Genomic DNA, 15,387 nt, shown 5'->3' with positions numbered 1-15,387 from the left:
CGTCGCGGTAGCCCGGATCTCTGTCTTTGGGCGGGGTGTAAAGCGTTCGCATTCGAACAGAACGGCTTGAACATGTGCATAGGTGGATGTTAGGAAGAGCTGTGACAGCTCGTCGCCTGCTCGCGTCCCTCACCCTTCTCGTCCTGGCCTGGCCGGGTGCGCTGCCGGCGGCCGCGGCGCCGCCGGGCGGCGCGGGTCCGGTGACCGTCGAGGACGTCTACCGGTACCTCGACGATCCCGGGATGACCGGGGAAGGCCAGGAGGCGCCGCACGCGATGCTGCGCCCCTACGCGGACGCGCGTACGGCGGCCGACGACGTGACCGAGCACAGTGCACGGTCGCCGTGGACGTCCACGCTGGACGGTGAGTGGCGGCTCAGCGTCGCGGACCGGCCCGAGGAGGTGCCGGCCGGCTTCCACGGCGCGGACTACGACGTGTCCGGTTGGCCGGTGGCGAAGGTGCCGCACACCTGGCAGTCCGACTTCGTCGACCACCCGATGTTTCGCAACATTCCCGAGGAGATCTGGCCGGACGACCCGCCGCGGGTGCCGCGCGACGTCAACCCCACCGGGGCGTACGTGCGCGAGTTCGACGTGTCGCGGTCGTGGTCGGGCCGCCGCACCGTGCTCCGCTTCGAGGGCGTCACCAGCGGCTACTTCGTCTGGGTCAACGGCCGCTACGTCGGGTACGACCAGGGCGGCTACACGCCGGCCGAGTTCGACGTCACGGACGCGGTGCGGCCCGGCCGCAACCGGGTCGCCGTGCAGGTGCACCGGTGGGGTTCCGGCGCCTACCTGGAGGACGTCGACCAGTGGCGCTACAGCGGTATCTTCCGGGAGGTCTGGCTGTACTCGACGCCGGCGACGTACCTGCGCGACGCGTACGTCACGACCGACCTCGACGGCGACTACCGCGACGCGACGCTGACCGCCCGGGTGGCACTCGGCGGCGCGACGGACGGCTACACGGTGCGCGGCACGCTGCGCGACGCCCGCGGCCGGACCGTCGCCACGATGGCCGGCCGGGACACGCTGACCGCGGCCGTCGCCGACCCGGCGAAGTGGAGCGCCGACGCGCCCCACCTGTACGCGCTGGTGCTGGAGCTCGTCGACGCCCGCGGGCGGGTCACGCACACCACCGCGCAGGCGGTCGGGTTCCGCGAGGTCGAGGTGCGCGACGCCCAGATGCTCGTCAACGGCGAGCGCGTCCTCGTCAAGGGGACCAACCGGGCCGAGACCGACCCGGACACCGGCCGGCACGTCACCCGGGCGGCGCAGCGCCGCGACGTCGCGCTCATGAAGAGCATGCACATCAACGCGGTCCGCACCTCCCACTACCCGTCCGACCCGTACTTCTACGACCTGGCCGACCGGGAAGGGCTGTGGGTCGCCGACGAGGTCGACATCGAGACCCACTCGCACGAGAACTGCCCCGACGACTGCCTCGCCTCCCGGCCCGAGTGGCAGGCCGCGTTCGCCGACCGGTTCCAGGCGATGGTGGCCCGCGACAAGAACCACCCGAGCGTGATCATCTGGGACACCGGCAACGAGGCCGGGCTCGGCACCGCGCACTTCGCGATGGCCGCGTGGGCCGACGCCAACGAGCCGACCCGGCTGCTCTACCACCAGTCGAACAGCCCCAACGGCGACGCGCCGTACGCGGACGTGTGGGGACCGCGCTACCCGACACCGTCCTACGTGGAGTCGATCGGGCGCACTGCGACGCGCCCCATCGTGTTCGGCGAGTACGCGCACGCGATGGGCAACAGCATGGGCAACTTCGACCGGTTCTGGGCGCTGACCCGCCGGTACCCGTCGCTTCAGGGTGGCTTCATCTGGGACTGGGCCGAGGCCAACCTGCGCCAGCCACTCGTCTTCACGCCCGACTCGTCGCCGAACGGCATACCGGCCTTCTTCGTCGGCAAGCCGGCCATAGTGGATGGTCACCTGGAGCTGTCCAGCCTGGACGACTTCGTGAGCACGTTCCGCGACCCGCGGCTCGACTTCACCGGCACGGCGGTGACGCTCGACGCGTGGGTGCGGCCGGGCGCCTGGGCCGGCAGCTTCCCGATCGTCACGAAGGGCCGGGCGTACGCGCTCCAGATGCGCGACCAGAACACGCTCGAGTTCGGCGTCACCACCGACGCGTGGGCCACCGTCGCCGCGCCGGTGCCGGCCGACTGGTACGGCGCCTGGCACCGGGTCACCGGCGTCTACGACGGGTCGAGGCTGCGGCTGTCCATCGACGGCACCGAGGTGGCCAGCGCCGCCCGCACCGGCGCGCTCGACCCCGGCCTGTACGAGGTGAACGTCGGCCGCAACGCGCAAACCCAGCAGGACGACCTGCGCGGCCGGCTGGCTCGCGGCGCCATCGACACGGTGCGGATCTACGGCGCCTCGGCGACGCCGGCGCTGGCTCTGGACTTCGAGCGCTCGTCCCGGCGCGGCGACTTCGACAGCCTCGGCATCAGCCTCTCCGGCACGGACGGGATGGTCGGCACCGACCGGTACCGGCAGCCGGAGACCGTCGAGGTGGCCTGGGCGCACGCCCCGGTCCGGTTCGCGCGTGAAGCCGGCTCCACGGTGGACGTCCACAACGAGCAGCCGGCCGGCGCGCTCGACGTGACCGTGCGGTGGTCGCTGGTCGAGGTGGACCGCACGCTGCGCTCCGGGAGCCGGCGCCTGCGCCTGGCCCCCGGCACCACCGTCCCGCTCGACGTCGGCCAGGCGCCGCCCAACCCGCACGACCGGGAGCGCTGGCTCCGCGTCGAGGCGGTCGGCCGCGACGGCGTCCGGTACGGCTGGGACCAGTTCGCCGCCGGGGGTCGGGTCGTGCCCGGCGTCGCACAGGCGCCGCCGGCGACCGGCCCGGCGCTCACCCGCGACGACAAGGCCGTCGTGGTCGCCGGGAAGGGCTGGCGGTACCGCTTCGACACCGCCACCGGCACACTCACCTCGATGTCGGCCGCCGGGCGGGAGCTGCTGCGCACCGGACCGGAGCTGGACGTGTACCGGCCGCCGACGAGCAACGAGACGTACGGCTGGGGCACCGCCGACCGGGAGGTGTGGCACGATCTGGGGCTCGACCGGCTCACCACGGCGGTAACCGGCGTGTCGGCGTCCACGGTGGATGGTGCGGCGGTCGTGGAGGTGCGCGCCACCGCCACCGGCAAGCCCGGCCTGCTCGCCTTCGACCAGGTGCTGCGCTACCGGATCGACGGGCGCGGCACGATCACGCTCGACCACACGGTCACGCCACGCGGCAGCCGGCTGGGCTCGCTGCCCTACCTGCCCCGGGTCGGCGTCAGCCTGCGGGTGCCCGAGTCGATGGACCGGTTCGCCTACTACGGCAAGGGTCCACACGAGACGTACAACGACCGGTCCAGCGGCGCCTTCACCGGCGTGTGGCGGGACACGGTCGACGGGCAGTACGTGCGCTACTCGCGGCCGCAGGCGTACGGCAACCACACCGGCGCCCGGTGGGCGACCCTCCACGATGGACGGCGCGGGCTGCTGGTCGGCGGCGACATCGACGTGAGCGTGACGCCGTACGACGAGCTGGCCCGCGCCGAGTACGACTTCCAGCTGCCGCTGGTCCGCAACGACGGCTGGGTCACCCTGCACGCGGCGGCCGGGGAGACCGGCATGGGTGAGACGCCCAACTCGGTGCTCGACGAGTTCCGCGTCTCCCCCACCCGCACGCACGAGTACTCCCTCGTCATCCGGCCGCTGACCGGGGACGAGATGCGCGCCGGCGGGGTACCCGACTCGCGGGCGCCCGCGCCCTGCCCGCCGGACGTGGCCGTCGCGGCCGGCGAACAGATCACGCCGGGCCAGCCGCACGAGGTGGCCGTCACGGTGTCGGCGCGGTGCGCGGGCGGCGCGTCCGGCACCACCGCCACCCTTGCCGCGCCGGCCGGCTGGACCGTCACGCCCGCCACCGCGGACCTGGGCACCGTGGCGTACGGCACGCCGTCGAAAGCGACCTTCACGGTGACCGCGCCGGCCGGCACAGACGTCGGCCGCTACGACCTGACCGCCACCGTCACCGCCACGACCAACGGCTTCCCGACCACCGCGACGGCGACCGCGACGGTCCGCGCCCCGCTGCCGCCGGGCGGCCGGTGGGTCAGCGACCTGCCGTTCCTGGTCGCGGAGAACGGCTGGGGCCCGGTCGAGCGGGACATGAGCAACGCCGAGCAGCCGGCTGGCGACGGGCGGCCGATCACGATCGGCGGGGTGGTGTACGAGAAGGGCGTCGGCGCCCACGCCACCTCCCGCGTGGTGGTCGACCTCGGTGGCGGCTGCACGTCGTTCCGCGCGGACGTCGGCGTCGACGACGAGATGGGCGCGAGCGGCTCGGTCGCGTTCGAGGTGTGGGTCGACGGCGAACGCCGCGCCGCGACCGGCGTGCTGACCGGCTCGGCCGCCGCCCAGCCGATCACCGCCGACGTGACCGGCGGCGCCCGGCTGGAGCTGCGGATCACCGACGGCGGCAACGGCAACGGCGCCGACCACGGCGACTGGGGTGGTGCCCGCCTGCTCTGCGCCACCTAGGGCCCGCAACTCAAGGGATCTCGTGGACCGCCCGCAGGTGGGCCAGGACGGCGAGGACGCGGCGGTGCCCGTCCTCGCTCTCCGGGATGTCCAGCTTGACGAGGATGTGGCGGACGTGCGCCTCGACGGTGCGTTCGCTGACGACGAGCCGGCCGGCGATGCCGGTGTTGGTCAGGCCCTGCGCCATCAGCTCCAGCACGCCCCGCTCCCGCTCCGACAGCCTGGCGAGGGGTCCACCGTGTACCGGCGCGACGAGGTGCGCGACCACGCGCGGCTCCAGCGCCGAGCCGCCGTTCGCGACGCGTTCGGCGGTGGCCAGGAAGTCGCCGACCTCCAGCACCCGGTCCTTCAGCAGGTAGCCGAAGCCCTCGCGGGTGGCGAGCGTCATCGCGTGCGCGGTCTCGATGTGCTGGGAGAGCAGGAGCACGCCCACCGCGGGGTGGTGCTCCTTGATGGTGGCGGCGGCGCGGGCGCCCTCGTCGGTGAACGTGGGCGGCATCCGGATGTCCAGCACCACGAGGTCGGGCCCGGTTGCCGCGACCGTCGACAGTAGACCCTCCGCGTCGGCGTGGGTGGCCGCCACCTCGTGACCGCCGTCGCGGAACAGGCGGGCGAGGCCCTCGCGCAGCAGGGCCTGGTCTTCGGCGATCACCACACGCATGGAAACTCCGCGGTCAGGACAGTGCCGCGTCCCGGCACGCTGTCGACGGTGAGCCTGCCACCCTGGGTGGCGACCCGATCGGAGAGGCCGGTCAGGCCGGAGCCGTCGCGCGGGTGGGCGCCGCCGACCCCGTCGTCGGCGACGCGGACGACGAGCGTGTCCCGGTCGCGGCCGGCGCTGAGCACGATCGCGGTGGCGCGGGCGTGCTTGACCGCGTTGGTGAGGCCCTCGCAGGCCGTGAAGTACGCGGCGGTCTCCACCTCCGCCGGGAAGCGGTCGGCGGTCGTGTCGACCCGCACCGGCAGCGGCGCGCGCCGGGCCAGCTCGCGCAGCGCCGGCCCCAACCCGCCGTCGAGGTGGGCCGGCCGAAGGCCCTGCGCCAGCTCGCGCAGCTCGTCGATCGCCACCGTGATCTCGGCGATCGCCCCGTCGAGGGTCTGGCGCGCCTCGGGGTTGGTGCCGTCGAGGGCGTGCTGCGCGTGCCGCAGCGCCAGCCCGATCGACACCAGGCGCTGCTGGGCGCCGTCGTGCAGGTCGCGTTCGATCCGGCGGCGCTCGGCGTCGGCCACCGCGACGATCCGCGCCCGGGAGGCGCCGACCTCGGCCAGCTGGCGGCGCAGCTCGACCCGCAGCCGGGCCATCTCCACGGCCAGCGCGCCCGCGTCGACGAGCGTCGGCAGCAGCGCCCGCACCCGCTCGGACGGGGCGCCGACCAGCACCTCGCCGAGCGTGGTGCCGCCCCGCCGGATCGGCCACCGGTCGCGCCCGTCGTCGCGGTGCCCGGCGATCGGCCGGCCACGCAGGTCGACGACGCCGTCCGGAAGGTTGATCCGCACGTCGAGGTCGCCGACCTCGACCGCCTCGCGGAGCACCGTCTCGATCTCCTCGGGGACCGCCCGGCCGGCGCGCAGCCGTTCCAGGAACGTCTCCACCCGCTCGAGCGCCGTGTACCGCGCCCGGTTGAACCGCCGGTCGACCGCGGCCTGGATCCGGTCGCGCAGTGGTTTGAAGGCGACGGCCACCACGAGCGTGGCGCCGGCGGTCGCCCACGGCGACCGGCGCCCGACGACGATGCCCAGCAACAGCACGCTGGCCGCGTAGGCCGCGGCAAGCAGCGCGGTGAGCGCCAGGTAGCCGAGGGTGCGGCTGATGACCAGGTCGATGTCGTACAGCCGGTAGCGCAGGATCGCCACGCAGGTGGCCACCGGCAGCGCGACGAGCGCCACGGCGGCGACCGGCTGGACCAGTGGCGTCACGCCCCACAGCAGCGCCACCGGCGGCAGCAGCGCGGCGGCGAGCCCGGCCCCGAAGACCACCCACTTCAGCTGCTGCCGCTCCACCCCGGTCGCCCGCCGCAGACGCCGAACGAGCGGCACCACGGACAGGACCAGCGAGCCGAGAAACAGCACCATCCCGGCGGCGACCAGCCCGCCAGTCGGTACGGCGGGGATCGCGTACGGGTTGCGCCCGCTCAGGAAGACGTAGTCGATGTCCGGGCTGAGCGCCCAGCCCGGCAGCAGCAGCGCGGCGCCGGCCGCGTTCGCCCACCCGACCGCGCGCCACCGGCTTCGCGGCAGCCGCCCGTCCGGGAAGAGCAGGATCGTGAACACGACCGCCGTCCCGCACGGGATCCAGCTCACCGCGGCGACCCACTCCCCGAACGGCCCGCCCGGCCACCCGTTGGCGGCGGCGCGCAGCCCCCACCCTTGGGCGACATCGCCCGTGATCGCGGTGAAGAGGGCCGTCCCGAGGTACAGCCAGCCGATCGGGTTGCCCGGATGCCGCGAGGCGATCAGCGCTCCGGAGACGGCGAGCGTCAGGACGTAGACGGCGTAGACCACGGTCTCGAACCGCGACTCCAACCCCCACGAGAGCCCGGCGCCGGCGGCCTCCAGCACCAGCGTCGCCGCGCACAACGCCGCCGGGAACACCGCCAGCCGCAAGCCCCTCACCTGCGAAATTCTCCCAACCGCCGGAGCCGCCGGGCAATCGTGCGACCGCTCGTCCCCGATCAGTGCCAGCACTGATCCGCGATTGCGCTCCCGCACCGATGCCCCGCCGGCCCGCCGGTTCCTACGTTTCCGTCAACACCCGAAACCGGAGGGAGAAGGCAATGACCACCTCGATCCGCCGCGGCGCCCTGGCATTCGCCACCGGCGCGGCCGGCACCGCGCTCGCCGGCGCCGTCGTCCAGCTCGCCGTCCAGCCCACCACCGACGTCTCCGACGACAGATGGAGCTACCCGTGGTCCGCCGGCGCGTTCGTCGTCGTGACCGCCGTCTACGCGCTCCTGCACCTGCTCATCGCGGTCGGCCTGGTCGCCTTCGCCCGCGCCGGCGCCACCGGTACCTCCCGCGCCGGACGGGCCGGCACCGCGCTGGCCGTGGCGGGCACGCTGCTGCTGACGCTCGCCGAGCTGGCCTCGATCCCGATCCGCGACGCGGCGATGGACGACACCACCGCGGCCACCGTGGGTTCGATGTTCGGCCTCGGCACGCTGGTCTCCGCCGTCGGTCTGCTGCTGGCCGGGCGGGCGACCCTGAGCGCGGGCGTGTGGCGGGGCTGGCGGCGGTACACCCCGCTCGCGGCCGGGGTCTGGACCACGATCCTGCTCGGCCTCTCGTTCACCAAGGCGCTGCCCGGCGGCGTGGGTGTCTACGGCGCCCTGCTGCTGGCCATGGCCGTCGCGCTCTACACCCAGCCCGCGCCGGCCACCGCCGCGCCGCAGCCGGTCGCCACCCACCGGTGAACCGCGAAACAAATATCAGCACCATACGCATTGACGTTAGTCACATGAAAGTCTGGTGCAAGTGGGGCGTAAGCACGGTTTGCCAATATCGACAGGCGTCGGCAAATAGTGCCTTCGCCCCAACGAAACAAGGAGGAAAAATGGCTCAGGTCGAACTCACGGTGGCGGCCCTTCCCGAAATCGCCATCTCCGAGCAGCGGGCCGCGGGCACGGTCTTCGGCTGAGTATCCCTGATGGAGCTGCATTGGCAGCCCGATCCGTCGAGAGCGCGGCTCGAACGTGCCGCGCTCTCGCGGTTTCTCGGGACTCAATTGGGCAAGGCCTTCGAATGCGATCCGCTGGAGCTCGAACGGGAGATCGGCGGCGACCTCGTGCACCCGGCGTCGATCTCCGTCGGATGGGCGGTGCAGGCCGGACGAACCCCGGCCCTGTCCAGGGCGGACGTGGTCCGCACGATCGTCGAGAGTCGCGACCGGGCGCGGAAGACCGCGGCGGACGGGATGTTCGCGGTCGACCTGGTCCCTCCGGACGACGCCGTCGTAGCGCGCACCGTCGAGCGGCACCAGGCCGACTCGGCCCGCTTCGACGATCTCGAACCAATTACCTTCTACCAGCCGGAAGACCTCGATTTCCGGAAACCTCTCCGCGAGGCGCACAGCTTGGTGGCCACATGTTGGCCGGACATGCTGGAGGAAATGTCGGTAACCTTGTGCTGCCTCACATTCTTCACCGCCGGCATGACGATAGGCTTTACCGATATCTATACGCACGGTATGGTGGGCATCCGCGCCTCGGACCTCTTGCAGCCAGTGGTCCTGGCGGAGGAAATCATCCATGAGTCGTCGCACGTACGGCTCAACGGGCTCCTTTCGAGCACGACCTGCCTGCACGACGACGGCGGCCGGCTGTACCAGACCCCGCTGCGCGAGGACCTCCGCACGGCGGCGGGACTGCTGCACCAGCTGTTCGTCCTCGCGCGGCTGTGCGAGTGGCAGAGCCGGCTGGGCGAGCACGCCATCCCGGAGCGGCTGGCCCAGTCGCGGGAGGACCTGCTCGCGGCCCACGAGACGGCCGCCGCGGAGCTGCCGTTGACCGACGCGGGTCGCGCCCTCGTGGCCACCATCGATCCCCATCGGACGACAGCGGTGTCATGATCCCCGGCCAACCCTCGGCAGTGGCCAGCGCGTCGCTGCCGAGGGACTACCGCAGGTGGTTCCGCGGCACGGCCGTCGCTTCGATCGGGAGCGGCGCGTTCGTGATCGCGTTGCAGTGGGCCGCGACGGCCCATGGGGGCACCGCGGCGGCGACGGTGCTGGCGTGCGGAATCGGCCCCCAGATGGTGCTGCTGATGGTCGGCGGCACCATCGTGGACCGGGTAGGCCCGAAGCGCGTCATGACCACGGCACTCGTGACGATGGTGGTGGTCTCGCTCAGCCTGGCCACCGTAGCGAGGTTTGTCGATACAGCGCTGTGGGTGCTGATCCTGTACAGCACGGTCTCCGGCGTCGTCAACGGGTTCTACCTACCGGCGTCGATGTCGATGGTGCGCCGGCTGGTCGCCGACGACCAGCTCTCCCGCGCCCACGCGACCCAGCAGGCGGGCCTGCGGATGGCGGCCTTCGTCGCGGCGCCACTGGGCGGTGTGCTGGCCTCCGGCGACCTCGCGGTGGCGGCGGTCGTCAACGCGGCGGCCCTCGCGCTCGTCATGGCGACCCTGGCCGCGGTCCGGCCGGCCTTCACGCCGCCACCACCGGCCGACCGCACCCCCGTGGGCGCGCAGCTCCGGGACGGGATCCGGCTCGTCGCGCGCGATCCCCTGCTGCGAACGGCGTTGCTCTTCATGGCCGCGGCGGCGGCGTTCCTCGGCCCGGTCGTGACCCTCTTCGTACCGCTGCTGGTACGGGAGCACGGCTGGGACGCGACGGCCGTCGGATGGCTCATCGGCGCCGAGGGCCTCGCGTTCTTCGTCGTGGCGGCGGCGATCTCGCGTCGCGGGACGGTGCGCCGGCTCGGGGTCGGTGCCGCCGCCGGCATCGTCGTCGCCGGCGCGGGAGCGATCTCGATCGCCCTGATGCCGAACCTCTTCTTCGGCCTCGCCGGCGCGCTGGTGGTCGGAGCGGGATACGGACTCGCCGCCACCCACCTCACTCCCCTGGTCGTCACGGCGTCACCGCCGACGCATCTGTCCCGGACCACGGCCATGATGGGCATCGTGCAGAACGTCGGCATCGTCACCACGTTCTTCGGGTTCGGCGGGCTCGCCGACTCCGTCGGCCCCCGCCCGGTGGCCGTCGTCGACGGACTTTTGCTCGTCGCGGTCGGCGTCCTGGCGGTCACGTCCGGCACGTTGCGCCGGGCCTGACGGTAGGGCGGCTCGTCGTAGCACGGCGCCGCTCGACGTCGGGTCCTGACCGGACGCTACCGGAGCGCGACGACGGTGACCGGGACGCCGTTGAGGGCGGCGTTGCCGGACAGCGCGTCCAGAAACTCGTCGTCGGTGAGGTCGTTGACGCGGGTGTGGCTCCAGCCGTGCGGCAGGCTCACCACGCCGGGCATGATGTCGGCGGTCGCGGCCACTTCGACCTCGACCTCACCCACGCGCGAGGTGACCCGGACCCGTTCGCCGTCGTGCAGGCCGCGGGCGACCAGGTCGTCGGGGTGCATCAGCAGGTGGTGGCGTGGGCGGCCCTTGGTCAGGCGGGGAAAACCGTGCATCCACGAGTTGTTGCTGCGCAGGTGGCGGCGGCCGATCAGGCGCAGCTCGCCGTCCGCGGGCGCGGCCAGCAGCTCGGCGGTGCCGTCGCGGAGCGCGGCCAGCAGCTGCGGCGGGGCGGCGTGCACGCGCTTGTCGGGCGTGTGCAGGGCCGCGGGCAGGCTGGGGCGCAGCGGGCCGAGGTCCACACCGGACGGTCGGCGGCGCAGCGTGCGCAGGCGCAGGCGGTACGGGCCGGTGCGCAGGCCGATCGCGACGAGCTGGTCGGGCCGCAGCCGCATCAGCACGCCGCGGCGCAGGTCGGCGCGGAGCCGCCGTTTCGCGCCGGAGTGGCGCCGGTAGCGGCGGGCCAGCTCGGTGAAGATCTCCCAGTCGTGGCGGGCCCCCTCCGGCTTGGGCAGCACCGGGCCGGAGTAGCGGGCCGTGTTGCGTACCGCGAACGTGTGGAAGATCAGGTCGTAGTGGTCGTGTTCGAGCGCGGTGGTGGGCGGCAGGATGACGTCGGCGTGGCGGGTGGTCTCGTTCACGTAGAAGTCCACCGACACCATGAAGTCCAGGCCGGACAGGGCGCGGTCGAGCTGTGCGCCGTTCGGCGTGGAGAGCACCGGGTTGCCGGCGACCGTGACAAGTGCCCGCACCTGCCCGTCGCCGGGGATCAGGATCTCCTCGGCGAGCGCGGCCACCGGCAGCTCCCCGGCGAACTCGGGCAGCCCGCGCACCCGGCTGCGCCACTTGTCGTAGTGGCCGGGGCCGACGATCCCACCCCCGACGAGGTCGACGGCCGGGCGGGTGAAGAGCGCGCCGCCGCGGCGGTCGATGTTGCCGGTGGCGAGGTTGAGCAGCTGGATCGCCCACTGCGACAGGGCGCCGAAACGCTGGATCGACACGCCGACCCGGCCGTAGGCGGCGGCACCGGCGGCCGCGGCGAACTCCCGCGCGACGCGCCGGATGACGGCGGCGTCGACACCGGTGACCGCGGCGGCGCGTTCGGGCGTGAAGCCGGCGACCGCCGCACGCACCTCGTCGAGGCCGTCGACGCCGGGCGTGGGTGTGGCCGAGCCGTCGGCCAGTACACAGTGGAGCAACGCGAGCAGCAGCGCGGCGTCGGTGCCGGGCCGCACGAAGTGGTGCTCGTCGGCGATCGCCGCGGTCTCGGTGCGGCGCGGGTCGAACACCACCAGCTTGCCGCCGCGCGCCCGCAGGTCGGTGAGGCGGCGCCGCACGTCGGGCACGGTCATGAGGCTGCCGTTGGAGGCGAGCGGGTTGGCGCCGAACACCAGGAAGTAGCTGGTGTGGTCGATGTCTGGGATCGGGATGAGCAGCTGGTGCCCGTAGAGCCAGTGCACGACGAGCTGGTGCGGCAGCTGGTCGACGGAGGTGGCGGAGAAGCGGTTGCGGGTGCGCAGCTGCCCGAGGAAGTGGCGCCCGTGGGTGAGGATGCCGTAGTTGTGCACGCTCGGGTTGCCGAGGTAGACACCGACCGCGTCCGGCCCGTACCGCCGGCGGGTCTCCAGGAGCTTGCGCACGACGAGGTCGTAGGCGTCGTCCCAGGAGATCTCCGCCCAGCCGTCGGCCGTGCGCCGGACCGGTCGCCGCAGGCGGGCCGGGTCGGCCTGGAGGTCGCCCAGCGCGATGGCCTTGGGGCAGATGTGGCCGCGCGACAGCGGGTCGTCGGGGTCGCCGTTGATCGCCGTGATCCGATCGTCTTCCACGGTGAACCGCAGGCCGCAGATCGCCTCGCACAGGTTGCAGGCACCGTGGACCGTCCGGGTGCTACCCATCGACCGATCCTACGTGGGATGCGCCCGCCGGACCGGGGTCGCCAGCGCGAGCGCCGCCACGACCAGGCAGCCGGCGCCGGATACCAGGAACGTGAGGGTCGTGCCGTGGTGCTCGGCCAGCCACGTGAACGCCGCCGCGCCCAGGCCGCCGAGCGAGAAGTGGATCGTCCAGAACGCGGACGTGACCCGGCCCAGCAGGTGCTCCGGCGTGACCTGCTGGCGCAGCGACATCGAACAGATGCCGCCCACGCTCACGCAGGCGAAGTAGGCGCCCATCAGGACACCGACCTCGGCGGGCCGGCTGGTCAGGCTCAGCGCCGCCACCGCGATGCCGGTGACGACCCCCGATCCGATCCAGGTGGCGCCGAAGCCGAGCCGTTCGCGGAGCCGGGCGACGACGAGGGCACCCGTCACCGTGCCCAGCGCGCCGGCGGTCAGCACCAGGCCGATCGTGCCGTCCGGCTGGTCCAGGCCTTGCCGCAGGTGGTAGATGACCACGTCGTCGATGCCGTAGGTCAGCAGGATGACGGCGGTCAGCAGCACGGTCAGCGCGCGCAGGGACGGCTGCCGGAACAGGAACCGCGCGCCGGCCAGGAACTCGTCCCACCGGCCGGCCCGGGCCTCCGGCGCGGCTTCCCGGGCGGGGATGCGGACGAAGAGCAGCAGCAGCGCGGACAAGCCGAAGCTCGCCGCGTCGACGCCGATCGCGGCCGCCGGACCGATCCAGCCGGACACGGCGCCGGCCGCGGCCGGGCCGGCCACCGAGGCGAGGGCGGTGCCGGCGAACAGGCGGCCGTTGGCCCGCGTGACCTCGTCGGCGGAGACCATGCCGCGCACCGCGGTGACGGCCGCGACCTGGAACGTGATGCCGACCGCCGAGGCGAGTGGGAGCAGCACGAACAGCACCCAGATCGGCGGATCCGGGGCCAGCCACACGAGCGGCACCACCGCGAGCAGCAGCATGCGGGCGAGGTCGCAGCCAATCAGCAGCCGCCAGCGGTCGACCCGGTCGACCAGGACGCCGGCGAAGATCCCCGCCACCACCGCCGTCGTGCCCATCGCGCCGGTCAGCAGGCCGGCCTTCGCGACCGAACCAGTCGCGTCGAGGACCAGCAGGGGAACGGCCAGCTGCGTGAACGAGTCGCCCAGCACCGACATGATCTGGGACGCCCAGAAGGCGTGGAAGCTGCGATTGCCCCGCAACGTTCGCGGGGCGACCTGCTGATCCACGCGGCCCAGCGTAACGTCTGCACGTGACCACCTTCATTGACCTCGCGCTGCGCGCGGAGCTGCTGCGCGCGCTGACCGACCTGGGCTACGAGGAGCCCACGCCGATCCAGACCGAGGCGATCCCACCCCTGCTGGAGGGCCGTGACCTGCTCGGGCAGGCGGCGACGGGCACGGGGAAGACGGCCGCGTTCGCGCTGCCGGTGCTCCAGCGGCTGCCCGGCGAGGGGCGGTCCGGCGACCCGGTCGGCCTCGTCCTGGTGCCGACCCGGGAGCTCGCCGTGCAGGTGTCGCAGGCGTTCCACCGGTACGGCCGCGAGCTGGGCGTGCGGGTCCTGCCCATATACGGCGGCCAGCCGATCGGCCGCCAGCTCCAGGCGCTCGACCGCGGCGTCGACATCGTGGTCGCCACGCCGGGCCGCGCGCTCGACCACATGAGCCGCGACACGCTGCGGCTGGGCGGGGTGGCGACCGTGGTGCTCGACGAGGCCGACGAGATGCTCGACATGGGCTTCGCCGAAGACATCGAGGCCATCCTCGAACAGACGCCGGAGGGCCGGCAGACCGTGCTCTTCTCGGCCACGATGCCGCCCCGCATGGCCGCGATCGCCAAGCGGCACCTGCGCGACCCGGTCCGCATCGAGATGGGCCGCGCACCGGTCGCGCCGGGCGAGGCGCCGCCGGTGCGGCAGAGCGCGTACGTGGTCGCCCGCGCGCACAAGCCCGCCGCGCTGGGCCGGGTGCTCGACGTCGAAGCGCCCACCGCCGCGATCGTCTTCTGCCGCACCCGCGAGGAGGTCGACCAGCTCACCGAGACGCTCAACGGCCGCGGCTACCGGGCCGAGGCGCTGCACGGCGGGATGAGCCAGGAGCAGCGCGACCGCGTCATGGGCCGCCTGCGGGCGAGCACCGCCGACCTGCTCATCGCCACCGACGTGGCCGCCCGCGGGCTCGACGTCGAGCAGCTCACCCACGTGGTCAACTACGACGTCCCGTCGGCGCCGGAGGCGTACGTACACCGCGTCGGCCGCGTCGGCCGGGCCGGCCGCGAAGGCGTCGCGATCACCCTCGCCGAGCCGCGCGAACACCGCATGCTCAAGGCCATCGAGCGGGTGACCGGCCAGCGGATCGCCGTCGAGAAGATCCCCACCGTCGCCGACCTGCGCGCCCGCCGCCTGGAGCTGACCCGCGCCGCCCTGCACGAGAGCCTGCTCGCCGACGACGACCTGGAACGCTTCCGGGTCGTGGTGGAGACCCTCACCGACGAGTTCGACATCCTCGACGTGGCGCTGGCCGCGGTGAAGCTCGCCCACGACGCCACCGGCGGCGACGTGGAGGACGAGGAGGAGATCCCGCACGTGCCGGCCCGCTCCCGCGAAGACCGCTCGCCGCGCGCACAGGGCGGCGGCCGCCCCTCCCAGGGTGGTGGCGGCGGCATGACCCGCCTGTTCCTGGGGCTGGGCCGCTCGGCCGGCGTCCGCCCGCAGGACCTTGTCGGCGCCATCGCCGGCGAATCCGGCCTCCGCGGGCGCGACATCGGCGCGATCGAGATCGCGGACCGCTTCTCCCTCGTCGAGGTGCCGGAACGCGCCGCCGAGGAGGTGATCGCCGCCCTCCGCGGCACCACCATCAAGGGCCGCAAGGCCACCGTGCGACGGGAGCGCTACACCCGCCCGCGCTAGCCCATCGCTCCCAGCCGG

General features: G+C 73.4%; 10 protein-coding genes. 6 read left to right on the top strand and 4 right to left on the bottom strand.

Annotated features, from left to right (window positions below):
- The first annotated feature begins 101 nt into the window (after positions 1-101).
- Positions 102-4,556: a glycoside hydrolase family 2 TIM barrel-domain containing protein gene (locus ACTMTJ_RS28430; RefSeq protein ID WP_441221240.1), complete on the top strand. Its 4,455-nt coding sequence runs from the start codon at positions 102-104 to the stop codon at positions 4,554-4,556.
- Positions 4,557-4,566: 10 nt separating this feature from the next.
- On the opposite strand, the gene ACTMTJ_RS28425 is transcribed toward ACTMTJ_RS28430, so the two are convergent.
- Positions 4,567-5,217 carry a response regulator transcription factor gene (locus ACTMTJ_RS28425; protein ID WP_441221238.1) on the bottom strand — a complete coding sequence of 217 codons (651 nt, stop codon included), beginning with the start codon at positions 5,215-5,217 and terminating at the stop codon, positions 4,567-4,569.
- Complete coding sequence (locus ACTMTJ_RS28420; RefSeq protein ID WP_441221236.1) at positions 5,205-7,169, bottom strand: sensor histidine kinase; 1,965 nt, start codon at positions 7,167-7,169, stop codon at positions 5,205-5,207. The genes ACTMTJ_RS28425 and ACTMTJ_RS28420 overlap by 13 nt, the downstream gene beginning before the upstream one ends.
- A gap of 161 nt (positions 7,170-7,330) precedes the next feature.
- Here ACTMTJ_RS28420 and ACTMTJ_RS28415 point away from each other — a divergent pair, with 161 nt between their 5' ends.
- The 4 genes from ACTMTJ_RS28415 to ACTMTJ_RS28400 are packed head-to-tail and all read left to right on the top strand — an operon-like array spanning position 7,331 to position 10,328.
- Positions 7,331-7,966: a hypothetical protein gene (locus ACTMTJ_RS28415; protein WP_441221234.1), complete on the top strand. Its 636-nt coding sequence runs from the start codon at positions 7,331-7,333 to the stop codon at positions 7,964-7,966.
- A gap of 44 nt (positions 7,967-8,010) precedes the next feature.
- Positions 8,011-8,190 carry a hypothetical protein gene (locus ACTMTJ_RS28410; protein WP_441221232.1) on the top strand — a complete coding sequence of 60 codons (180 nt, stop codon included), beginning with the start codon at positions 8,011-8,013 and terminating at the stop codon, positions 8,188-8,190.
- 9 nt (positions 8,191-8,199) lie between these two features.
- The gene (locus ACTMTJ_RS28405) at positions 8,200-9,120 is read left to right on the top strand and encodes an aKG-HExxH-type peptide beta-hydroxylase (RefSeq protein WP_441221230.1); all 921 of its coding nucleotides are present in this window, start codon (positions 8,200-8,202) and stop codon (positions 9,118-9,120) included.
- Positions 9,117-10,328 carry an MFS transporter gene (locus ACTMTJ_RS28400; protein WP_441221228.1) on the top strand — a complete coding sequence of 404 codons (1,212 nt, stop codon included), beginning with the start codon at positions 9,117-9,119 and terminating at the stop codon, positions 10,326-10,328. Before ACTMTJ_RS28405 ends, ACTMTJ_RS28400 begins: the two co-directional genes overlap by 4 nt.
- A 56-nt stretch (positions 10,329-10,384) precedes the next feature.
- On the opposite strand, the gene ACTMTJ_RS28395 is transcribed toward ACTMTJ_RS28400, so the two are convergent.
- The gene (locus ACTMTJ_RS28395; protein ID WP_441221226.1) at positions 10,385-12,460 is read right to left on the bottom strand and encodes a molybdopterin-dependent oxidoreductase; all 2,076 of its coding nucleotides are present in this window, start codon (positions 12,458-12,460) and stop codon (positions 10,385-10,387) included.
- A 9-nt stretch (positions 12,461-12,469) separates the two neighbouring features.
- Entirely contained in the window at positions 12,470-13,690 is a 1,221-nt protein-coding gene (locus ACTMTJ_RS28390) for an MFS transporter (RefSeq protein WP_441221224.1), read from the bottom strand.
- 23 nt (positions 13,691-13,713) lie between these two features.
- Here ACTMTJ_RS28390 and ACTMTJ_RS28385 point away from each other — a divergent pair, with 23 nt between their 5' ends.
- Positions 13,714-15,369, top strand: a complete 1,656-nt coding sequence (locus tag ACTMTJ_RS28385; RefSeq protein ID WP_441221222.1) for a DEAD/DEAH box helicase — start codon at positions 13,714-13,716, stop codon at positions 15,367-15,369.
- Positions 15,370-15,387 lie beyond the last annotated feature (18 nt).

The sequence above is a fragment of the Phytohabitans sp. LJ34 genome (assembly GCF_052068095.1).
Lineage (GTDB): Bacteria > Actinomycetota > Actinomycetes > Mycobacteriales > Micromonosporaceae > Phytohabitans.
This window is presented reverse-complemented; position numbering and strand designations above follow the sequence as displayed.